Origin of the sequence: Thermoanaerobacterium sp. PSU-2, from assembly GCF_002102475.1 — a bacterium.
Lineage (GTDB): Bacteria > Bacillota > Thermoanaerobacteria > Thermoanaerobacterales > Thermoanaerobacteraceae > Thermoanaerobacterium.
Genome location: NZ_MSQD01000008.1, coordinates 1 through 20,290, shown reverse-complemented (window position 1 = coordinate 20,290; position 20,290 = coordinate 1). Strand labels below are relative to the sequence as shown.

The 20,290-nt window shown below is 32.1% G+C and carries 18 protein-coding genes; 13 read left to right on the top strand and 5 right to left on the bottom strand.

The genetic code is table 11. The features are described 5' to 3' along the window. Nucleotides 1–8: 8 nt before the first annotated feature. Both BVF91_RS07595 and BVF91_RS07590 read left to right on the top strand, forming a co-directional pair. Nucleotides 9–422, top strand: a complete 414-nt coding sequence (locus BVF91_RS07595; RefSeq protein ID WP_014758304.1) for a F0F1 ATP synthase subunit epsilon — start codon at nucleotides 9–11, stop codon at nucleotides 420–422. An 81-nt stretch (nucleotides 423–503) separates the two neighbouring features. Continuing rightward, a complete protein-coding gene (locus BVF91_RS07590; protein ID WP_085112839.1) occupies nucleotides 504–1,961 on the top strand; it encodes a YcdB/YcdC domain-containing protein in 1,458 nt (485 codons plus the stop codon). An 11-nt stretch (nucleotides 1,962–1,972) separates the two neighbouring features. Here BVF91_RS07590 and BVF91_RS07585 read toward each other — a convergent pair whose 3' ends face one another. The 5 genes from BVF91_RS07585 to BVF91_RS07565 all read right to left on the bottom strand — a co-directional run bounded on the left by BVF91_RS07585 (nucleotide 1,973) and on the right by BVF91_RS07565 (nucleotide 7,215). Beyond that, the gene (locus BVF91_RS07585; RefSeq protein WP_085112838.1) at nucleotides 1,973–2,839 is read right to left on the bottom strand and encodes a DMT family transporter; all 867 of its coding nucleotides are present in this window, start codon (nucleotides 2,837–2,839) and stop codon (nucleotides 1,973–1,975) included. A 19-nt stretch (nucleotides 2,840–2,858) separates the two neighbouring features. After that, entirely contained in the window at nucleotides 2,859–4,496 is a 1,638-nt protein-coding gene (locus BVF91_RS07580) for an NAD+ synthase (RefSeq protein WP_085112837.1), read from the bottom strand. A gap of 86 nt (nucleotides 4,497–4,582) precedes the next feature. Then, nucleotides 4,583–5,392, bottom strand: coding sequence for an ABC transporter permease (locus tag BVF91_RS07575; protein WP_085112836.1), 810 nt, complete (start codon nucleotides 5,390–5,392; stop codon nucleotides 4,583–4,585). Beyond that, on the bottom strand, nucleotides 5,385–6,119 hold the full coding sequence (locus BVF91_RS07570; RefSeq protein ID WP_502688656.1) for an ABC transporter ATP-binding protein: 735 nt from the start codon (nucleotides 6,117–6,119) through the stop codon (nucleotides 5,385–5,387). The genes BVF91_RS07575 and BVF91_RS07570 overlap by 8 nt, the downstream gene beginning before the upstream one ends. A gap of 79 nt (nucleotides 6,120–6,198) precedes the next feature. After that, the gene (locus BVF91_RS07565) at nucleotides 6,199–7,215 is read right to left on the bottom strand and encodes an ABC transporter substrate-binding protein (protein ID WP_085112834.1); all 1,017 of its coding nucleotides are present in this window, start codon (nucleotides 7,213–7,215) and stop codon (nucleotides 6,199–6,201) included. Nucleotides 7,216–7,400: 185 nt separating this feature from the next. Between BVF91_RS07565 and BVF91_RS07560 the strand changes: the two genes are divergently transcribed. The 11 genes from BVF91_RS07560 to BVF91_RS07510 all read left to right on the top strand — a co-directional run bounded on the left by BVF91_RS07560 (nucleotide 7,401) and on the right by BVF91_RS07510 (nucleotide 20,264). Then, nucleotides 7,401–9,908: an O-antigen ligase family protein gene (locus tag BVF91_RS07560; RefSeq protein WP_085112833.1), complete on the top strand. Its 2,508-nt coding sequence runs from the start codon at nucleotides 7,401–7,403 to the stop codon at nucleotides 9,906–9,908. A 110-nt stretch (nucleotides 9,909–10,018) separates the two neighbouring features. Next, entirely contained in the window at nucleotides 10,019–10,897 is an 879-nt protein-coding gene (gene pdxS, locus BVF91_RS07555) for a pyridoxal 5'-phosphate synthase lyase subunit PdxS (RefSeq protein WP_085112832.1), read from the top strand. Nucleotide 10,898: 1 nt separating this feature from the next. Then, complete coding sequence (gene pdxT, locus BVF91_RS07550; RefSeq protein WP_085112831.1) at nucleotides 10,899–11,465, top strand: pyridoxal 5'-phosphate synthase glutaminase subunit PdxT; 567 nt, start codon at nucleotides 10,899–10,901, stop codon at nucleotides 11,463–11,465. A gap of 298 nt (nucleotides 11,466–11,763) precedes the next feature. Beyond that, nucleotides 11,764–12,348: a DUF4351 domain-containing protein gene (locus tag BVF91_RS07545; protein WP_240495849.1), complete on the top strand. Its 585-nt coding sequence runs from the start codon at nucleotides 11,764–11,766 to the stop codon at nucleotides 12,346–12,348. Between the two features lie 58 nt (nucleotides 12,349–12,406). Then, nucleotides 12,407–12,784, top strand: coding sequence for a DUF4351 domain-containing protein (locus BVF91_RS07540; protein WP_240495848.1), 378 nt, complete (start codon nucleotides 12,407–12,409; stop codon nucleotides 12,782–12,784). A 438-nt stretch (nucleotides 12,785–13,222) separates the two neighbouring features. After that, the gene (locus BVF91_RS07535; RefSeq protein ID WP_240495847.1) at nucleotides 13,223–13,504 is read left to right on the top strand and encodes a DUF4351 domain-containing protein; all 282 of its coding nucleotides are present in this window, start codon (nucleotides 13,223–13,225) and stop codon (nucleotides 13,502–13,504) included. A gap of 123 nt (nucleotides 13,505–13,627) precedes the next feature. Next, the gene (locus BVF91_RS07530) at nucleotides 13,628–14,401 is read left to right on the top strand and encodes an ABC transporter permease (RefSeq protein WP_085112830.1); all 774 of its coding nucleotides are present in this window, start codon (nucleotides 13,628–13,630) and stop codon (nucleotides 14,399–14,401) included. A gap of 2 nt (nucleotides 14,402–14,403) precedes the next feature. Further along, nucleotides 14,404–15,618, top strand: coding sequence for an ABC transporter ATP-binding protein (locus BVF91_RS07525; RefSeq protein ID WP_085112829.1), 1,215 nt, complete (start codon nucleotides 14,404–14,406; stop codon nucleotides 15,616–15,618). A gap of 13 nt (nucleotides 15,619–15,631) precedes the next feature. Continuing rightward, nucleotides 15,632–16,105, top strand: a complete 474-nt coding sequence (locus tag BVF91_RS07520) for a hypothetical protein (protein ID WP_085112828.1) — start codon at nucleotides 15,632–15,634, stop codon at nucleotides 16,103–16,105. 107 nt (nucleotides 16,106–16,212) lie between these two features. Continuing rightward, nucleotides 16,213–17,856: a polysialyltransferase family glycosyltransferase gene (locus BVF91_RS07515; protein ID WP_085112827.1), complete on the top strand. Its 1,644-nt coding sequence runs from the start codon at nucleotides 16,213–16,215 to the stop codon at nucleotides 17,854–17,856. Between the two features lie 86 nt (nucleotides 17,857–17,942). Beyond that, nucleotides 17,943–20,264: a glycosyltransferase gene (locus BVF91_RS07510; protein ID WP_168170196.1), complete on the top strand. Its 2,322-nt coding sequence runs from the start codon at nucleotides 17,943–17,945 to the stop codon at nucleotides 20,262–20,264. Nucleotides 20,265–20,290 lie beyond the last annotated feature (26 nt).

Below are 20,290 nucleotides of genomic sequence, written 5' to 3'. Positions count from 1 at the left end.
TGCATAACATGGACAATAAGTATCACCTCGAAGTATTGACTCCATATCGCAAATTTTACGATGGCGATGTGGAGGAAATCATTGTTACTACAAGTGCTGGTGAAGTAGGAGTTCAAAAAGGCCACATTCCGATGACTGTCGCATTAGGAATTGGCACGCTTAAAATAAAAAACGACAACGAATGGAAAGAAGCCAGCATTTCAAATGGCTTTATGGAAGTAAAGCAGGACAATGTCGTAATACTGGCTAATGCTGCAGAATGGCCTGAGGAGATAGACATAAAAAGGGCTGAAGCAGCTAAAGAGAGAGCCGAAGAAAGGCTAAGGCAAAAGAAGAGTCAGAAAGAGTATCTTCTCGCTAAAGCAGCATTGAGGCGTGCTTTAGTGAGAATGACAATTGCAAAAAAATACAAAAATATATAAAAGTTACCTCCACCATTGTGTATAAAAACATCCTATTTAGACCAAAATCTAAATAGGAGAAAATAGTGGAGGTGTTTTTATATGAAAAAATTAATAGCTTTTGTATTTGCATTCATAATTTTGACAGGAATATTTAATGTTTATGCAGCAGAAAATTCACCTGTTATTTCAAAAGAAGAAGCCATATCTATAGTGAAGGAAAAATTAGGAGGCATAAAGTACGACAGTGAGAATATTCAATACAGAGAATTTACAAATAAAGACTCTGTATGGATCTTAAGCTACACAAAGAACGACGTTTTTGAGAATACAACTGTCACTGTAGATGCTAAGACAGGTGAAATAATAAGGTACAATTTTATCACTGATTTTAAAGGCAACAAGAATATAAAGCGAAGCGATGCAAAAAAGATAGCAGAGGAATTTTTGGACAGAGTAAATCCTAAGAACTTGGGCAAATACAAGTATGATGCAAATTACAAAAACGACAGTTACAATGAATATAGCTTTAAATGGAAAAGAGAAGAAAATGGCATTGTGTTTCTGTACGATACAATAAATGTTTCTGTAGATAAAAAAACAGGTTTAGTCACTCATTACACATATGATTGGACAGATGGAGACTTGCCTACACTAAAAAACGTGATCGATATAAATGAGGCTACAAAGCTTTTTAAAGAATATCTAAAACCTAGATTGGTCTATATGGTAATTTACAGTAGAAATAAAGGCGATGTAAAACTTGTATATGTTTCACCATCGCCTCAATACATGATAAATGCTTATACAGGCGATATAATAGATATAAATGGAAACGCAGTAAAGCTAAGTGCTCCAAGCAATGCAGATATTAAAATGGATATGGAGATTGTATTAAGCAAAGTATCTGTAGACAAAGAGAAAGCCTTAAAAATAGCAGCAAAATATGCAGGAAGCGATTATGAATTAAAGGATACAGCTTACATGGAAAAATACGGTGGGCTTAATTTAAAAGTATGGACATTCTCATGGAACAAATTAAATGGAGTAGGATATTTGCACGTCGCTGTAAATGCAGATACGGGAAATGTAGTTGATATTTTAAAAAGCACTAAAAGCGATTTTAATTCATCAATTTCCCGGGAAACAGCTCTTAATAAAGCAGAATCATTTGTAAGAGAAAATTTCAAAGAAGTATTGCCGTATATTGATTTTGGATTTAATGATGCTAATAATATGAATAGCAATATCTATGGATACCACTTTGTCTTCCCACTAAAACATTACAACATACCTTTTATAAACAATGGCATAACAGTAGATGTTGATGGAGATGGAAACATATCTGCATATACTTACAAAAACTACGATATACCTTATCCAAAGCCTGTCAACATTATGAAACAAGATGATGTTACAACTAAATACCTGAAATTATGCAATTTTTCACTGAAATACTACAAAACTGCAAATGGCATAATACCGGTGTACACAGTGGACGATCCTGTTGAATCAAGCTTAATAGATGCAAAGTCGGGTGAAATAATAAAACCATATTAAAAAAGGGCTTTTTAAGCCCTTAAATTATCTTTAGACGGCATTTCAGATAGAATCATGCTTATTAGCATGAGAAATCCTCCTATGATGGATCGCAATGTCATGATTTCTCCAGATACTAAATAAGCAGTTATGGCTGAAAAAACAGGCTCTAAAGAGAATATGATGGCAGCATGTGTGGCAGATGTATTTGCCTGCATCGTATTTTGAACTGCCAATGCAAACGCCGTTGCAAATATGCCTGTCAATATTAGGGCAAACCAAACGGTTTTATCAGTTGGTATTATAGGTTTCTCGTATACAAATGAAAGAATACCACTTGATAGTGTTACGACGAATATCTGAATTATTGCAAATGACACGGTATCTACTGATGGCGCGTATTTTGCTATCAAGACTACCTGAAAAGCAAAAGATACGGCACAAAGGAGGGTGAGAAAGTCTCCAAAGTTAATTTTTAAGTCAATATTGGCCGTCATGAGAAATAACCCAGCAAGTGCTAATAATACGCTTAACCATGATGTCTTTGACAATTTGGCTTTTAAAAAGATTGATTCTAATATAGGAACTAATACCACATTAAATCCAGTAATAAAGCCAGACTTCGATGCGGTCGTGTATTTTAAGCCTAATGTCTGAAAAGCATAACCTAAAAAAAGCATTATGCCTACAATGATAGAGACTGCAAATGTTTTTTTATCAATGTGAAGCAGCCTCTTGCCAAACATTATGACAAGCACGATAAGTGCTATGAGAAATCTTAAAAACAAAAAGTTGTAAACTGGCAATATGCTTGTAGCATTTTTTACTACGACAAATGTAGACCCCCAGATGACAGTTACTAAAAGTAGCATTATATCGCTTTTTAAATTTTTAGACAATATTTAAGCCTCCCTTAAATCATGGTCTGAAACGTTGTGCAATTGGCATTCGCCTTCCTACGCCAAATGCTTTTGTGGTGACTTTAAGACCTGGCGCTGCTTGCTTTCTCTTGTATTCAGCATTATTCACCTTCCTTATGACATCTTTTACCAATGCTTCATCATAGCCTCTTGATACGATCTCACTTATCGATTTATCTTCTTCTATGTACAGCTTTAATATATCGTCAAGTATCTCGTACGGTGGTAGAGAATCTGTGTCTTTTTGATTTGGCCTAAGTTCGGCTGATGGAGCCTTTTCTATAGTGGATATTGGAATTATTGTCTTTTCCTTATTTATATACTTTGCAAGCTCATACAGCATTGTCTTTGGAACATCAGATATTACAGCAAGTCCGCCGCTCATGTCACCATACAGTGTGCAGTATCCTACGGCTATTTCTGACTTGTTTCCTGTTGTCAACACCATGTGCCCTTCTCTATTTGATATGAACATTAGATAATTTCCTCTTATTCTTGCCTGCAGATTTTCTTCTGCAAGGTCACCTACAGCATCGCCATTTCTATTAAAAATTGATATATAGCTTTTAAATACATCTTCAATAGGTATTACTCGGTATTCGATATTTAAGTTTTGAGCAAGGTCTCTTGCATCATCTTTGCTGCCTTCTGAGGAATACCGAGATGGCATAGAAACTCCAAGTACATTTTCACGCCCTAAAGCCTTTACTGCAAGGGCGCATGTGACAGCAGAGTCAATTCCGCCGCTTAAGCCTACCACTGCCTTTTTAAAGCCAGTCTTTCTAAAATAATCTCTAAGCCCTAAGATCAGTGCATCGTGTATCCACGATATGTCTTCTTTTACATCTTCTAGAGGTGAAAGATATTTAAGCTCATCAGTATCAATAAAAGCGAGATCTTCGCAAAAAGCTTTAAGGTTTGATACTCTTTCGCCATTTGAATTTATTACGAAACTATTTCCATCAAAAATCAGCTCATCATTACCGCCTACTTGGTTTACATATATAAGAGGCAGCTTGTATTTTTTTGATATTTGCTTTACCATTTTGACCTTTAATTCATGCTTTCCAAGGTTATATGGTGATGCAGAAATATTTATAAAAATGTCTGGATTTAAGCTATACTGTTCTTCTAATACGTCAATATCGTACCTTGGCCTCTCCCAGAAATCCTTGTCGTTCCAGATGTCTTCACATATATTGACTGCAAGCCGCATTCCTTTAAAGTCTATGCAAGCACGCTTTTTAGCTGGTTCAAAATACCTTTGCTCATCAAATACATCGTAATTTGGCAAAAGGGTTTTATCTGCTTGTCCTACTATTTTGCCATTGTAAAGGAGAAGCGCTGAGTTGTGAAGTAAATAGTCTTTCTCATCATCTCTTGTAACGGTTCCTACAATGACGCCGATGCCTTCTGTTTCAGGTAAAAGCATATCATTAAGAGCTCTATCTGCAGTTTCTAAAAAATCAGGGTTGTATAGCAAGTCCTTTGGAGGATATCCGATTATAGACAATTCAGGGAAGACGATGAGATCCATATTGGCTTTTTTAGCCTCTTTTATATTCATGATTATCTTTTCACAATTGTTTTTTATATCGCCGACAGTTGGATTCAATTGTGCCAATGCTATCTTCATTTAGTATCACCTCGAATTATTTTCATAAAGATATTTTAGCACATAATAAAAAAAAATACACCAGCATAAGCGGTGCATAATATAAACTACTGCCATTTGATGATTTTCTTTTCGATGTAGACTAATAGGACGTACATAAGCGCTGCCAGGATAGACAGTATAAGGACGCTTGTCATTACTATGTCCAACTTGAATACTTGCCCCCCATAGACGATAAGGTATCCCAATCCCGCTTTTGACACTAAAAATTCTCCTGTTATGACACCAACCCAAGACAAACCCATGTTGATTTTTATGGCAGACATGATAGTTGGTATGCTGGCAGGAAGTATGCATTTCGTCAGTATTTGAAATTTGGTGGCACCAAACGTCTTTAGAAGTTTTATCTTATCTTCGTCCACTTGTTTAAACCCTGTCTCGAGGCTTATAATAGTCACAATCAGCGATATTGCCAAACCCATTGTTATAATTGGTGCTTCGCCATTGCCCATCCAGACTATAAATATTGGTCCTAAGGCAATCTTAGGGAGGCTATTTAAGACGATCAAGTAAGGCTCTGCAACTTTTGAAGCAAAGTCAGACCACCAAAGCAGTATGGCTATCACTATGCCAGAAACTGTTCCGAGGGCAAATCCGATAAGGGTTTCGCTTAATGTGACCCATATATGCGTAAAAAGTGAGCCGTCTTCGCTTAAGTTTATGATGGTTTTCATCATGCGAGAAGGTTGGCTAAATAGAAACGGGTCTATAAGCTTTAGCCTTCCTGCTATTTCCCATAAGGCGAAAAAAGCAATGAGTATGGATAATTGAGTGATTTTGATGGCGGTCTCTTTTCTTTTCACTTTTTTTAAAAATTCTATATGCTCCTTTGAGATGTTTTGTGATACTTCATACATGCACATCAAGCTCCTTCCAGATTTCATTGAAGTATTCTTTAAATTCAGGTGCTTTTCTACATCCTATAGGTGACCGATTATCACATGTAAGGTGTATCTCATATATGTTTTTTACGACTGCAGGCCTTTTGGACAAGACGACGATTCTGTCACACATTGCGATGGCTTCAGAGATGTCGTGAGTGACTATTACTGCTGTCTTTTTGACATTTTTCAAAATAGTCCACACTTCATCAGATATGGCCAACCTCGTTTGATAGTCAAGAGCTGAGAAAGCCTCATCGAGAAGCATGATGTCTGGTTTTAAGGCCAATGTCCTGATTAGCGCTGCTCGCTGTCTCATTCCGCCAGATATTTGGTTAGGGTAATGGTATTTAAAATCAGATAAACCGTATCTTTCTAAAAGATCTTCTACGTTTTTTATAGAGTTTTCATTGACAGCACCTTGTATTTCAAGGCCTAAAAGGACGTTTTGCATGATGTTTCTCCACTCAAAAAGATGGTCTTTTTGAAGCATATATCCGACTTTTCCATTTACAACGATACTTCCATTTGATGGCTTTAAAAGACCGGCTATTATGGATAAAAGTGTGGATTTGCCGCATCCAGAAGGTCCTATGACGCCTACGAATTCACCTTCATACACATTAAATGAAACGTCTTTTATAGCTTCTGTTTCGCCTTTTATCGTATGATAGTTTAAAGATATGTTTGAAAGCTCAATCATTACTTTCCTCACCAGATGCACCTCCTGTCATATTTTAAGCATACTTACAGGGGACAATCTTTCGGTTGTCCCCACAATACTATTTCTTTATGGTTGCGACAGCCTTATCGGCGAAAGTGTTGTCGATTAAAGCGTTTGGATCTACTTTGCTGTCGATTTCACCTGCGTTTAATAAGACATTCTGAAGAGCATCAAAATCTGATGGCTTCATCTGTGGCGTGGTGCCCCATGCGTCTATGCTTTTATACCTGTCGATTACTTTTGCAATTATATCAATATCAGTATCTGGGAAAAATGACTTTATGTCTTCAGCCACTTGTTTTGATGAATGAGACTGCACGTATAGCATGCCTTTGTAGACTGCATTTGTAAAGTGCTGTATGATGTCAGGATGCTCTTTTATATAGCTTTTTCTTGCGTTAAATGTTGTATAAGGCACATCGTGTCCAGCGGCACCTACAGATGCCACGATGTATCCACCTTTTTCGCTTTCCACTTGCGATGCAGTTGGCTCAAATAGCGCTACGTAGTCTGCATCTGATCTCATGAAAGCACCTGCTGTCGCTGTAAATTGAAGATTTGTCACGAGATTTACATCTTTTTTAGGGTCGATACCATGCTCTTTCAGTATATATTCAAGAGTCATTTCTGGCATTCCACCAGGTCTTCCACCTATTATCTTTTTGCCCTTTAGATTTTCCCACTTGAAATTAGGCTCTGGTTTTTTCCCAACTAAGAAAGAACCATCTTTCTTAGTAAGCTGTGCAAAATTTACGAGGTAATCTTGCTTTCCTTCCTTGTACACGTAGACGGTGGTCTCTGGACCTTGTAGACCGATGTCAGCCTGACCTGATACAACTGCCGTTGCAGCTTTGTCTGAGCCTTGTGCGGTTGTTATCTCTAATTGCAGGCCTTCTTCTTTGAAAAAGCCCTTGTTGACAGCTACATAATATGGCGCGTAAAAAATCGAATGTACGGTTTCAATAAAGTTTATCTTTGTAAGCTTTTGCTCTTTTACTTTGCAACCGGTGAATAATAAAGATGTAAGTACAAATATGAGTATAAGAGTGAAAACAAGTAATTTTCTGCCTCTCATGTGGATACCTCCTATTTAATTTGATTTCAGTTTATTATATTCTATCAATTGGAAATGGTGATTGGATAAAGATGAAGTTTTTTTCACGCTGTATTTTGTTAAATGATTTCAAAAGAAGGAAATTAAGTTTTTTTGTCGAATATGATTATTTGTGCATTTTATAAAATATATAAAGGAGAATCGATATGGCACAAAAAGCAGCAAAAAAGAACAAGGTCACCATTAATGTTTCTAAAAGAAGCACAAATTACACAAACGTGATGAATATTGTATTTTATATATCGTTGCTTCTTCTTATAGCTTTACCGCCGTATTTCCGCGGCATGTACTTTGACAATGAGTTTTTACCTACTATATGTATTACTTCAGTTGTGGTCGTAATATGGTCATTGATGAAGATTATAAAAAAAGAGCCTATAATCTCTGAAAGATTGGATTATGCCGCAATATCAATAATAGGAGCATATCTCATCTCTACGTTTTTTGCTGTAAATATAAGGTCTGCAATAGGAGAAGTATTAAAGTACGTCGATTATGTGTTTGTATACTTTTTGGTCAGCAGACTTGCCAATGACAAGAAAAAGATATGGATACTTTTGAATGTGCTCGTTTTAAGCTCATTTGGAGTAGCTTTAGTAGGCCTTTTGTCTGCAGCGGGATATGTAAACTACAATGGCTCATGGGTTGGAGGAAGGATTAATTCCACATTTCAATACGCCAATACTGCCGCATCGTTTTTGATGGCATTTTTGTTTGTGAATTTTGCACTCATATCGTACACGGAAAACAGGTATTTAAAAGCACTTTACGGTGTAGAAGTTTTTATGCAGCTTTATGCTTATGTTTTTACATTATCCAGAGGCGCTTGGGTGATGTTTCCGTTTCTGTTTTTGTTCCTTATAATAATGATGCCAAAAGGAAAAAGGGTAGAGCCATTCATTTACCTGATAGGTATAATCGTAGCGTCAGCATTGCCAATACTTAAATTTAATTCTGTCGTAAATGGACCTAAGCCTCACAATTTGGTTATGTGGATACTTGTAGGATGTATCTTATCATTGCTATTCACGTACATTGTGAGTTTTTTGGTTGAAGTTGTAAACAAGATAAGTCTAAAAATAGGTATATCCATAATCGTCATTGTGGGTGTATTGTCAACAGTAGCAGGTTATATGGTATTGACGACGGAAGTACCCCTTACGCTAAGTCATAGCCAAAACGAGGCTGATAGTGGTAAAAGTGTCACAAGGTTTGTCGATGTTGATGCTGATAGAATATATGTATTGAAGTACGATGTCATGTCAAAGAATGTTGATAATAAAGATTGGGCGTACGATATTACCATAGAAAGCAGAAATGACCTCGATCAGCCTACAAAGATAAAAGATGTGTACGATAAAGAGACTTTCAGTGGTGAGAAGACGATAGAATTCTCTACTTTGAAAGACACGAAAAGACTAGCCATTACTTTTACAAATTACTTTAAAGGTACTTCAGTGACATTTGATAAGGCATACATATATCCCAAGAATGATCCAAATGCTGTTCAAAATATAATGCTTAAGTATAAATATTTGCCTGAAAACGTAGCGTCAAGGATACAAGACATAAGTTTGACAAGCCACAGCAGTTCTGAACGAATGCAGTTTTACAAAGACGGATTTAAGATTTTTAAAGACTATCCGCTTTTTGGTGCAGGTGGAGGTGCTTGGGCATCACTTTACTTCAAATATCAGTCATACCTGTATTGGACGACACAGACACATAATTACTTCATGCAGGTTTTGCTTGATACTGGTTTAGTCGGAGCTTTAGCCATGATATTCTTCTTGGTTACATTGATACTGTCAGTTATCAAGCTTTATAAGGCTGAGCTGGACGTAGAGGAGCGCGTTTTATTGGCTGCGGCAACAGCGGGCATATTGAGCATATATGCTCATGCCGCTATGGATTTTGATCTTTCGCTGTCTGCTGTGACAATAGCCTTATATTCCCTTGTCGGTATAATAAACAGCATGAGCTTAGGTAAGGTACATAAAAATATAGCTGCCGCGAAAGGGAGAAAATCGTACAGTGGATACTACAGTTTTGGCATTTTGATAGTTGGCGTAGTTGTCATGTTTATGTCTTTTTCACTTTCCACTGCATTGAGATATGCAGAGAAAGGAGACCAATTTGCAAAGACTAACAATGTTCCTCAGGCTATGCAGTATTACAAAAGCGCTGTTTCTTATGATCCGTGGAATGCAAAGTACAGGATGTCTTACGGCCAGACATTGGCAAGTATAGCAGATCAAACTAAAGATGCGGCAACATATCAAGAGGCAATGACCCAAGAACAAAAAGCGGTTGATTTAGAGCCGTTTAACTCTCAGCTTTTAGCACAGCTTGGAGCATTCTATCTATCACATGGGCAGATAGATAATGGGCTTAAGTATGTTAAAAAAGCCGTCGATGTACAGCCTTTAAGACCAGAAAATTATCAACAATTGGCAGATGCTTATAACAAAGTAGGGATGTTTTACCTGCAAAACAATGATAAAGCAAAAGCGAAAGAATATCTTGAAAAGGCTGTAGATGTTGAAGACTTGTTTAATAAGGCTAATTCAAAGTCAGAAGAGCCAAAACCCATGACGGATGTTACAAAGCAAATAATACAAAATTCAAAAGAAGTATTGAAGGGGATACAGTGATGTATCCTTTTTTTGTATCCATATTGTACTGATTGACATGTTCTTATTAAATAGATACAATTGATATAAATTAATAAAATTGTTATATAAAAATAGGGGGAATAAGTACAATGAATGAAAGATATGAGTTAAACAAAAATTTGGCACAGATGTTAAAAGGTGGAGTCATAATGGATGTTACGACGCCTGAACAGGCTGTAATTGCAGAAAAAGCTGGTGCTGTTGCGGTAATGGCACTTGAAAGGGTACCTGCTGATATAAGGGCACATGGCGGCGTAGCAAGGATGTCAGATCCTAAAATCATAAAAGCGATAAAAGAAGCTGTGTCAATACCTGTTATGGCAAAAGTCAGGATAGGACATTTTGTGGAAGCACAGGTTTTGGAAGCTTTGAAGATAGATTACATCGATGAGAGTGAAGTGCTGACACCTGCAGATGAATCATATCACATAAACAAATGGCAGTTTAAAGTTCCATTTGTTTGCGGTGCAAGAAACTTAGGTGAAGCATTAAGGAGAATTGGCGAAGGTGCTTCAATGATAAGAACTAAAGGTGAAGCAGGCACAGGAAATGTTGTTGAAGCAGTAAGGCATATGAGGACTATCAATGCTGAAATCAAAAAGCTTACGACTTTAAGCGAAGAAGAGCTTATGACGGCAGCAAAGGAATTGCAGGCACCTTATGAATTAGTAAAATATGTAGCAGAAAACGGAAAACTGCCAGTTGTAAATTTTGCAGCAGGTGGTATTGCAACACCGGCAGACGCTGCGCTTATGATGCAGCTTGGAGCAGATGGAGTCTTTGTAGGCTCAGGGATATTTAAATCAGAGAACCCTCAAAAGCGTGCTGAAGCAATTGTAAAAGCTACCACATATTACGACAAACCAGAGATAATAGCAGAAGTATCGGAAGGATTAGGAGAAGCAATGAATAGCATCGATATAAGGGATCTTTCAGAAAAAGATCTATATGCAACTAGGGGTTGGTAAAATGCGTGTTGGTGTTCTTGCTATACAAGGTTCTGTAGAAGAACATATAAATAAACTGAAAAGATTAGACAGTATAATACCAGTAGAGGCGAAAGATAAAGAAACTTTGAAAAACATAGATGCACTTATACTACCTGGCGGGGAAAGCACTGCCATAGGAAAAATGCTTAATGACTTTGACTTAAAAGATACCATAATAGATCTTTACAGATCGGGTGTGCCTATATGGGGAACATGCGCAGGCATGATACTGATGGCTAAACACATCGTAAATGATGATAAAGTTCATCTTGGTATTATGGACATAAAGGTGCGGAGAAATGCCTATGGAAGTCAGCTTGATAGCTTTACTGCAAAACTTAGTATGCCTGATGTATCAAAAGATAAAATAGATGCAGTGTTTATAAGAGCGCCTTATATTGAAGATGTGGGAGAAAATGTAAAGGTGCTATCTAGATACAATGGGAAAATAGTGGCTGCAAGGGAAGGCAACCTTTTTGCGACTTCATTTCATCCAGAGCTGACCGACGATTTAAGCTTTTACAAGTATTTTTTGGGGCTGCATTAGATGCAGCCTTACTTTATATTTTGCATACTTCAAGCTTTTGTTAAAAAATTTGATAAATAAAGAAGGATTTTTTTAGTTTATGTCGAATAAATAGAAAATAGTAATAATATCCAGTAACATTTATGCTGATGTTTCGGCACTCATAAATATTACTGGTGATCATAGAAGCTTTATGAGCGGAGGCGGTGAATTTAATTCACTGGTGTCCGTATGGCGAAGCTTACCTGTTTTAAGGGAAATGTGATATAATTTAAGGAGAAGGAAATAAAATGAATGATTGGCATAGCCGAAAAAACTCATGTCATTTTTAGAAGAACATAAAATTAGATTAGATAATTCTGATAATGGCATTTATTATATAGATAATGAATGGATACCGGTGCAGATAATAGTATTGTCAGAGTTAGAAAACGTAGAGGAAAATTATTCATTGATGGTTTTATCAAATAACATGTATTTTAAAAATGCAATAGAGAAAGTATTATCCAGTATAAATGAGGCAAAAGAATACGACAATAAAATAAAATTAATTGAGGCGGTATTTAGAATAGATCCGAGTAAAGTTTCGGAGGTGATTAAGATGTATGCAGACAGATTAAGTGAAGAACAGATGAAATATGTAATAAACAACTTAAAGGAAGCGAACTTCAAAATATATACTGAGGAAGAACTAAAAAAGAGTATGGAAAAAGGCATAGAAAAAGGTTTTGAAAAAGGCATGGAGAATCTTGTCATAAGATTGTTGAAGAAGAAATTTAATAATATACCTGAAAAATATATAAAGTTGATCGAAGATGCAGATGAGAAAACATTACTTCAAATAGCAGACAACATATTTGAAATTAATAAGATAGAAGATATAGAGAAATACATTGTAAGTTAAATTGTTCTTTGCCCCTTTTATTTTTACTACTTATGGGAAATAAAAAAGCAGTGATGAGATGGCAATAGATGCGGTAGAACTGGCGAAAAAAATAGAAGATGAAGATGAAAAGACATATATAATCGGCGCATTGATAGGAATAAGCGATAAATTTCTGACTGAGGAATATAAAAATAAATTGAAAGGAGCGATAAAAATGACTAAGATAGCCGAAATGTTGATACAAGAAGGTAAAGCTGAAGGCAAAGTTGAAGGCAAAGTTGAAGGTAAGGCTGAATTGATTATTAAACTTTTAAATAAAAAATTTAACAAAATACCAGAGTTGTATGTAAAAAGAATGTACGAGTTAAATATAGATAAATTAGAAAAGATAGGTGAGAATATATTTGATATAAAAAAGATAGAAGACCTAGATAAATACTTTAATGATAATTAGATCGATAAAGGTAATTGAGCCTTTTATTTTTTTATGCATGAATATCCATGGCAAATTGAAGGAATTAGAAAAACTTTAGGTGGAGCGGATCATGTCTTGCCGCAAATATTAAAAAATTTGATAAATAAAGAAGGATTTTTAAGTTTTATGTCGAATAAATCTATATTGTAAAGTAGTAATATTATCCATCAATATTCATGAGGTTGTTTCGGCACCCATGAATATTGATGGTGGTAATATTCCCATGTATAAGCGGAGGCGGTGAATTTAATTCACTGGTGTCCGTATGGCGAAGCTATGTCTATTAATATGTATTTCAAAATGAGTTAGAAAGGTTATTTGCTAATATGGATGAAGTGGAAGGAGTATGATAATAAAACTAAATTAATCGGGGCAGCTTTTAGAGTAGATCCAATTAAAGCCTCGTAGGTGATTAAGATGTATGCAGACAGATTAAATGAAGAACAGATGAAATATGTAATAAACAACTTAAAAGAAGCGAACTTTAAAATTTATACTGAGGAAGAACTAAAAAAGAGTATGGAAAAAGGTATGGAGAATCTTGTTATAAGATTGTTGAAGAAGAAATTTAATGATATACCTGAAGAATATATAAAGCTGATCGAAGATGCAGATGAGAAAACATTACTTCAAATAGCAGACAACATATTTGAAATTAATAAGATAGAAGACCTAGATAAATACTTTAATAATAATTAGATCGATAAAGGTTATTGAGCCTTTTATTTTTTTATAAAAATATTAAAAGAATTATACGAAATCATAATTTCGGATAATTTGGGTTCATTTTCAGCTTAAATCGGATAAAGTGAGGTTATAGGGATGACAACATTGAGGGAACTATATGAATATAGAGAAATGCTTTTTAGTATGGTAAAGAAAGATTTAAGGACGAGATATAGAGGCTCTTTTTTAGGCTTTTTGTGGACATTTGTAAATCCATTATTACAGCTTGTAGTGTATTCAATAATTTTTTCAACTATTATGAGGATGAATATATATAATTTTGCTATGTTTTTATTTGTAGCATTACTGCCGTGGATATATTTTTCAACTTCAATTATGCAAAGTACTACTATTGTTATGGCAAATAGCAATCTGGTCAAAAAGATATATTTTCCAAGAATAATATTGCCTATATCTGTTGCACTTACTGGATTTATAAATATGTTATTTGGCTTTATAATCGTGTTTATTGCACTTTTTATTTTTAAAATTCATCTTTCATTATCTATAGTGTTATTACCAGTAGTGATGGTAAATGAATTTTTGTTTGTAGTCGGGTTAAATGTTGTTTTTTCTGCCTTAAATGTTTTTTTTAGAGATCTTGAACACATATTGGGAATTGTGACAATGGCGTGGTTTTATTTAACGCCTATTGTTTTTCCTATCAATTTAGTACCCGAAAGATATTTTAAATTATTCTTCTTAAATCCAATGACATCAATTATTTTACCGTATAGAGATATTCTCTATTATGGACTTTGGCCAAGTAAAAAATCATTGCTTTTAATATTTTTGATGTCTATATGTTTTGATGTATTTGCATTTATTTTGTTTGATAGACTACAGAGAAGATTTGCGGAGGAAATATGACTATGTATGCTATAGAATTAAATGACGTAACAAAAATTTATAAAATTCATAGAGGTAAGCCAACTACATTAAAAGATAGGATTATATTAAGGAATAAAAATTTAACTGAAGAATTTATACCATTAAAAGATGTTTCTTTGAAAGTAGAAAAAGGAGAATCGATTGGCATAATTGGAGAAAATGGTTCAGGTAAAAGTACTCTTCTTAAGCTGATTTCTAAGATTATATATCCTGATAAAGGTGAAATTATAACAAGAGGCAAAGTATCGAGTCTTATTGAATTGGGGGCAGGTTTTCATCCTGATTTTACAGGGAGGGAAAACATATATGTTAATGCATCAATTTTTGGCTTTACAAAAAGAGAAATTGATAAAAAGATCGAAGAAATCATATCTTTTTCAGAATTAGAGGAGTTTATTGATACCCCTGTAAGGACATACTCATCAGGTATGTATATGAGGCTTGCATTCTCAGTTGCTATAAATATAGATCCGGATATACTTTTAATTGATGAAATATTAGCTGTTGGAGATGATCACTTTCAAAAAAAATGTTTTAATAAACTCCATGAGTTTAAAAGAGCTGGTGTGACAATTGTTATTGTATCTCATGATCTTGGTTCAATAGAAAGGTTATGTGATAAGGCGGTTTGGATTGATAAAGGTATTGTAAAAGGTGAGGGGAATCCTAGAGATGTAATAAGATCATATCTTGATTTTGTCGCAGATAGGGACAATAAAAAAGCGTTGGAAACAGTTGAAAATACCACAGGAAAAGATACAGGAGAAGAACGTATCATTGGGACAGGCGAAATAATAATAACAAAAGTTAATCTTATTGGTGTTGACGGCGAAGAAAAAAACACTTTTAAAACAGGTGATGAAGCTATAATTAAAATATCTTACAAACGTAATTCGGACGTAGGGAATGATGTGGTATTTGGGATGGCAGTATACAATAATAATGGATTAAACTGTTTTGGCACAAATACGCACCTTGATAGTATAAATATTAAAGAATTGAAAGGTGAAGGTGAAGTATTGTTTCGGATAAAAGAATTAAATCTTCTCGATGGTGAATATTTCCTTGATGTATCTTGTCATAGAATTAATGGAGAACTTTATGACTACAAAAAATCGGTTTTGACTTTTAATACATACTCAGAGACAAAAGAAGTCGGAATATTTAGGCTAAATCATGAATGGCAAATATTATAGTGGGTGATGAATTTTGTCGAAAATAAAAAAAAGCATTGTATCAATATTTTTTCTTTTAATGTCTATATTATTTTTAGCTGCTAATGTCCATGTTTCAAGTAATTTTTATAGTAGATTTACAGACGAGGTACCAGTTGAATATAAGGCTGATATAATAAATAAAACAAACAATTTAAATTTTTTGCGTGGTCAAAATACAAACTTGCAGTTAAGACTTGTGAATGAAGGCTCACACGTATGGAATAGCTCTGAACCTCAACCTGTAATATTATCTTATAATATTCTGGACAGCAATTTGAAAGCAGTAAAATCAGATTTGGGGAATATAGTTATTCCGGGAGAAATTTATTATAAATATTTTGTAGATGTAGATGTACCAATAACTATTCCAAATGTGAAAGGAGCTTATTATATTCAATTTAATTTAAAAAAAGGATATGAAATTGTATATACGGTGAATGAAAAATTAAAAATTGAGGTTAGATAGGAGGAAACATTTTAGTTTTAATAGACTTAAGGATATATAAATCAAGACTATGATAATGTAGGTAATAGCATAGGAAAAAAATTTATAATTTTAGGAGAATTAAAGTAATGAATATATATTTTTCATGTGCTACTAGTTTCCATATATTTGTATCATATATTTTAGCTAAAACTCTTTATAAAGATGATAAAAATTTTATATTTATACCAAATCATTTAAGCAATTTAGTCGATATATATAAAAGATTGGATAAAATTAAAATTTGGGATAAAGTTGTATTAATTGATGAACTATCCGGGGAAAATATGAGAATAGAAAATCAATTAATTGAAATTATGACAAATTATAAAATAGATATACTTCATTATTTTACTTGGGGAACAAAGTACAGTCGTATATTATTTAATTTAGTTAAAAATAAAAAAGTTAAAATAATTTTGACAGATGAAGGTATAGGTACTTATATGATTAAAGAAGCTTATGAGGAATGGACAAAATCAAATATAATAGAAAACAATACAGTTGATCTAAATCGAATTGATGAAATATGGCTGTTTGATCCGGATTGTTATGTTAGCAAATTAAAAAAAACATTGAGAAAAATAGAATTTGAAAATATAATTTCAGATCCTAATTCTAGTGTTGAAATGTGCAATGAATTAAATTATATTTTTAATTATAATTATAAAAAATTTTCTAGTGATATAATATTTTTTGATCAATATATTGGTGCTTTGGATGAAAAGAATGTGATTGATGAGAAAATATTCTTAAATTTATTATTTGAGTATATTAGGGAGTTTAAATTAATAGTCAAAAAACATCCTAATGAAAGTTTTATAAAGTATTTTGGATTTAATGTTGAAATATTAGATGATAATGACGTTCCCTGGGAATTGATTTGTTTTAATATTATAATAAATAATGGATATATTGACAATATGATATTGATAAGCTACTTTTCGTCGGCAGTATTTAATACAAAAATGTTATATAAGAAATATACAAAAAATATAAAAATAGCTTTGCTAAGTAAGATATACAGAAATCATTTTAATAAAGAAATATTTGATAATTCATTTAGTATTGATGAGTTTATTAAAAAATTTAAAAAGAAGTTTAGCAAAAGTTCTATAGTCATGCCGGAAACTTTTAAAGACTTAAAAGAATTTATTTTTAGTAACAAGAATAAAACTTATTTTAATATAAATTTGCATAAAAATTTTAACTATAGGATTAAAGATCAATTATATGAGCAAAAAGAAAAAGAAATCTTATTTTTAAAAAGTTATATTGACAAAATAAAAAAAATAAATAGATTTATGAAGGTATATTATATTGACAAGATTATAGCATCTCTTTATGTAGATACAGGATTTGGATATTCAGAAAAAGAAAAGTTTATTAATGAAATCAAATATGACGATAGTTTTACTAATTTTATTGTTAATTTTGAGATAAATAATATAGAAAAAATGATAAAATCTTTTAGATTTGATCCAATAGAAAATTTTTACTCTAAAATTAAAATAATGAATATATCATATATTGACAGAAATAATAAATTAAATAATATAAATTCAAGTTTAATAACTTATAATGGAATATTACAAGATAATGGATATGTTTTATTTAATACACTCGACCCAATGTTTAATATTGAGGTTAATGATTATATAAAACTGGTGATTATTGAATTTAACATAAAAATATTACCATTAAACGAAATTCATGGCATAAGTAATTTATAGATTTTAATGTTAATAGGGGTTTAAAATTTTTGTTATAAAGTTTTAGAATGAAAAAACAAAATAATTATATATTTAGGAGGATTTACATGAATTTAATTAAAGATGATTATATAGTTGATATTATTGTTCCAGTTTATAATGCTTATGAAGATTTGATAGAATGCATAAATTCTATTAACATAGCAAAAACAAACTTTAACTATAGAATTATTATAATAAATGATAATAGTACAGATAATAGAATAGAAAATTTTTTACAAAATTTAAAAATAAATAATTATATTATTTTAAACAATGAAGTAAATTTAGGGTTTGTAAAGTCTGTAAATAAAGGAATGAAGTATTCGAGTAATGATGTTATATTACTTAACAGTGATACAATAGTTACTGATTACTGGATAGATAAATTAGTTGAAAAAGGATATAGTAATCCGTATATTGCAACCGTAACACCATATACAAATAATGGAACTATTTGTTCGATACCAAAATTTTTGAATGATAATAATATTCCGGATGGATATACAGCAAATGAATATGCAAATTTAATAGAAAGAATATCAATTAGAAAATTTATAGAAATTCCAACTGCTGTCGGTTTTTGCATGTTTATTAAAAGAGAAGTATTAGAAAAAGTTGGGTATTTTAATGAAGATGATTTTGGTAAAGGATATGGAGAAGAAAATGAATTTTGCATGCGTGCTAAGTATAAAGGATACATTCATACTATTTGCGATTATTGTTTTATTCAACATAAGGGAAGTATGTCATTTAAAGAAGATAAATTAAAGTATATAAAAAAAAATTTAAATAAATTAAATGAGTTATATCCAGAATACGATTTAACAATAAAGGAATTTATAGAAAATACAGATTTAAAAAACATTGCTGAATATATTTCATTTCATTCAGATCTGAAAGTAAATAAAAAGTATAATATCTTATATTTAATTCATAATGATGTTTATGATGATATAAAACATCCTATTGGTGGAACTGAATATCATGTTAAAGATATAATCGAAAATTCGGATAAAACTAAATATAATTTTTTTATATTGTTTGCTGAGAAAAATATTATATATTTAAGAATTATTAATGACAAAATAAATAAAATATTTAAGTTTTTTATTAGTGAACAATTAAAAATTAATACATTTTATAATTTTGAGTTTTTTGACATATTAAAAAACATAATTACTCATTTTGATATAAATCTTTTACATATTCAGCATTTAAGAGATTTACCAATAACCACTATTAGCAGTATAAAAGGTTTTTTTAAATATTTACCGATTATTGTTACGGTGCATGATTATTTTCCTATAGATCCTACTGTTAATTTGTTGGATATCAAAAATGAGTTTTGTAATGCTAAAATTGACAAAAAGAAATGCAGTAAATGCTTAGAACAAAGATTAGGTTTAAGGTTTGAAATTTTAGACAGTTGGCGAAATACTTTTAAATCAGAGCTAAGCTTAGCAAATTTAATTATTACACCATCTTATTCTGCAAAAAATTATTTAATAAATATTTTAGGTATTCCTGATGAAAATATTGTAGTAATAGAACATGGTATCAATCTTAATAGTGACTTAATATTAGAGAGAAATAGTATAAATTTAATTAAAAATAAATTAAATATAGCATTTATAGGCGGACTTGCGCCATATAAAGGGAGTGGAATTGTTTTCCAAATATTGGACTATTTTAAAAACAACAACAATATACAGTTTTATGTATTTGGTAATTTAGGAGATAAAAAGCTTGAGTATTTTAATTCTAAAAATTTATATAAATTTGGTAGATACAAAAGAGAAGAAATTATAAGACTTTTAAAGAATTTTAATATTGATTTGGTAATTATACCTTCAATTTGTCCTGAAACTTATAGTTACACATTATCAGAAGCTTGGGCTGCGAAAATTCCTACCATTTGTTTTAATATTGGAGCAACGGGAGAAAGAGCAAAATGTAATAAAATAGGGTGGGTAATTGATAGACCGTTTAATTCAAATTCAATAATTAATATCATTGAATCAGTAATTGAAAATAAAGAAATATTAGATGAAGAAAAAATAAAATTTAACAGATGTTCTTTTGTGAAAGATGTAAAAGTAATGGTAAAAGAATATGATGAACTCTATATGAATTACATAAATGATAGTTACACTCCAAATGAAAAAATTGATGTAATTGTACAATCAAATAAATATTTTTATGATAAGTTTTTTGCCAATATTTATTTAAATAATACTGATTCTAATCTAATTGACATCTACAAAAAGGAAATTGATTTAATGAAAAATACTTTTGGGTGGAAATTGTTGGAATATATTAGAAAAAGGCATCCTCGCCTTGGAGGGTTTTTGAAAAATATGATAAAAATTTATATTAAGCACAGTTGAATAAATATTATAATTACTATAGATGG

What these genes read in the sequence shown, in the direction of transcription:
- BVF91_RS07515 (WP_085112827.1), top strand. Translation starts at nt 16,213, where the DNA reads ATGAATATATATTTTTCATGTGCTACTAGTTTCCATATATTTGTATCA.
- pdxS (WP_085112832.1), top strand. Translation starts at nt 10,019, where the DNA reads ATGAATGAAAGATATGAGTTAAACAAAAATTTGGCACAGATGTTAAAA.
- BVF91_RS07510 (WP_168170196.1), top strand. Translation starts at nt 17,943, where the DNA reads ATGAATTTAATTAAAGATGATTATATAGTTGATATTATTGTTCCAGTT.
- BVF91_RS07525 (WP_085112829.1), top strand. Translation starts at nt 14,404, where the DNA reads ATGTATGCTATAGAATTAAATGACGTAACAAAAATTTATAAAATTCAT.
- pdxT (WP_085112831.1), top strand. Translation starts at nt 10,899, where the DNA reads ATGCGTGTTGGTGTTCTTGCTATACAAGGTTCTGTAGAAGAACATATA.
- BVF91_RS07560 (WP_085112833.1), top strand. Translation starts at nt 7,401, where the DNA reads ATGGCACAAAAAGCAGCAAAAAAGAACAAGGTCACCATTAATGTTTCT.
- BVF91_RS07570 (WP_502688656.1), bottom strand. Translation starts at nt 6,119, where the DNA reads ATGATTGAGCTTTCAAACATATCTTTAAACTATCATACGATAAAAGGC.
- BVF91_RS07545 (WP_240495849.1), top strand. Translation starts at nt 11,764, where the DNA reads ATGTCATTTTTAGAAGAACATAAAATTAGATTAGATAATTCTGATAAT.
- BVF91_RS07575 (WP_085112836.1), bottom strand. Translation starts at nt 5,392, where the DNA reads ATGTATGAAGTATCACAAAACATCTCAAAGGAGCATATAGAATTTTTA.
- BVF91_RS07530 (WP_085112830.1), top strand. Translation starts at nt 13,628, where the DNA reads ATGACAACATTGAGGGAACTATATGAATATAGAGAAATGCTTTTTAGT.
- BVF91_RS07535 (WP_240495847.1), top strand. Translation starts at nt 13,223, where the DNA reads ATGTATGCAGACAGATTAAATGAAGAACAGATGAAATATGTAATAAAC.
- BVF91_RS07565 (WP_085112834.1), bottom strand. Translation starts at nt 7,215, where the DNA reads ATGAGAGGCAGAAAATTACTTGTTTTCACTCTTATACTCATATTTGTA.
- BVF91_RS07595 (WP_014758304.1), top strand. Translation starts at nt 9, where the DNA reads ATGGACAATAAGTATCACCTCGAAGTATTGACTCCATATCGCAAATTT.
- BVF91_RS07590 (WP_085112839.1), top strand. Translation starts at nt 504, where the DNA reads ATGAAAAAATTAATAGCTTTTGTATTTGCATTCATAATTTTGACAGGA.
- BVF91_RS07540 (WP_240495848.1), top strand. Translation starts at nt 12,407, where the DNA reads ATGGCAATAGATGCGGTAGAACTGGCGAAAAAAATAGAAGATGAAGAT.
- BVF91_RS07580 (WP_085112837.1), bottom strand. Translation starts at nt 4,496, where the DNA reads ATGAAGATAGCATTGGCACAATTGAATCCAACTGTCGGCGATATAAAA.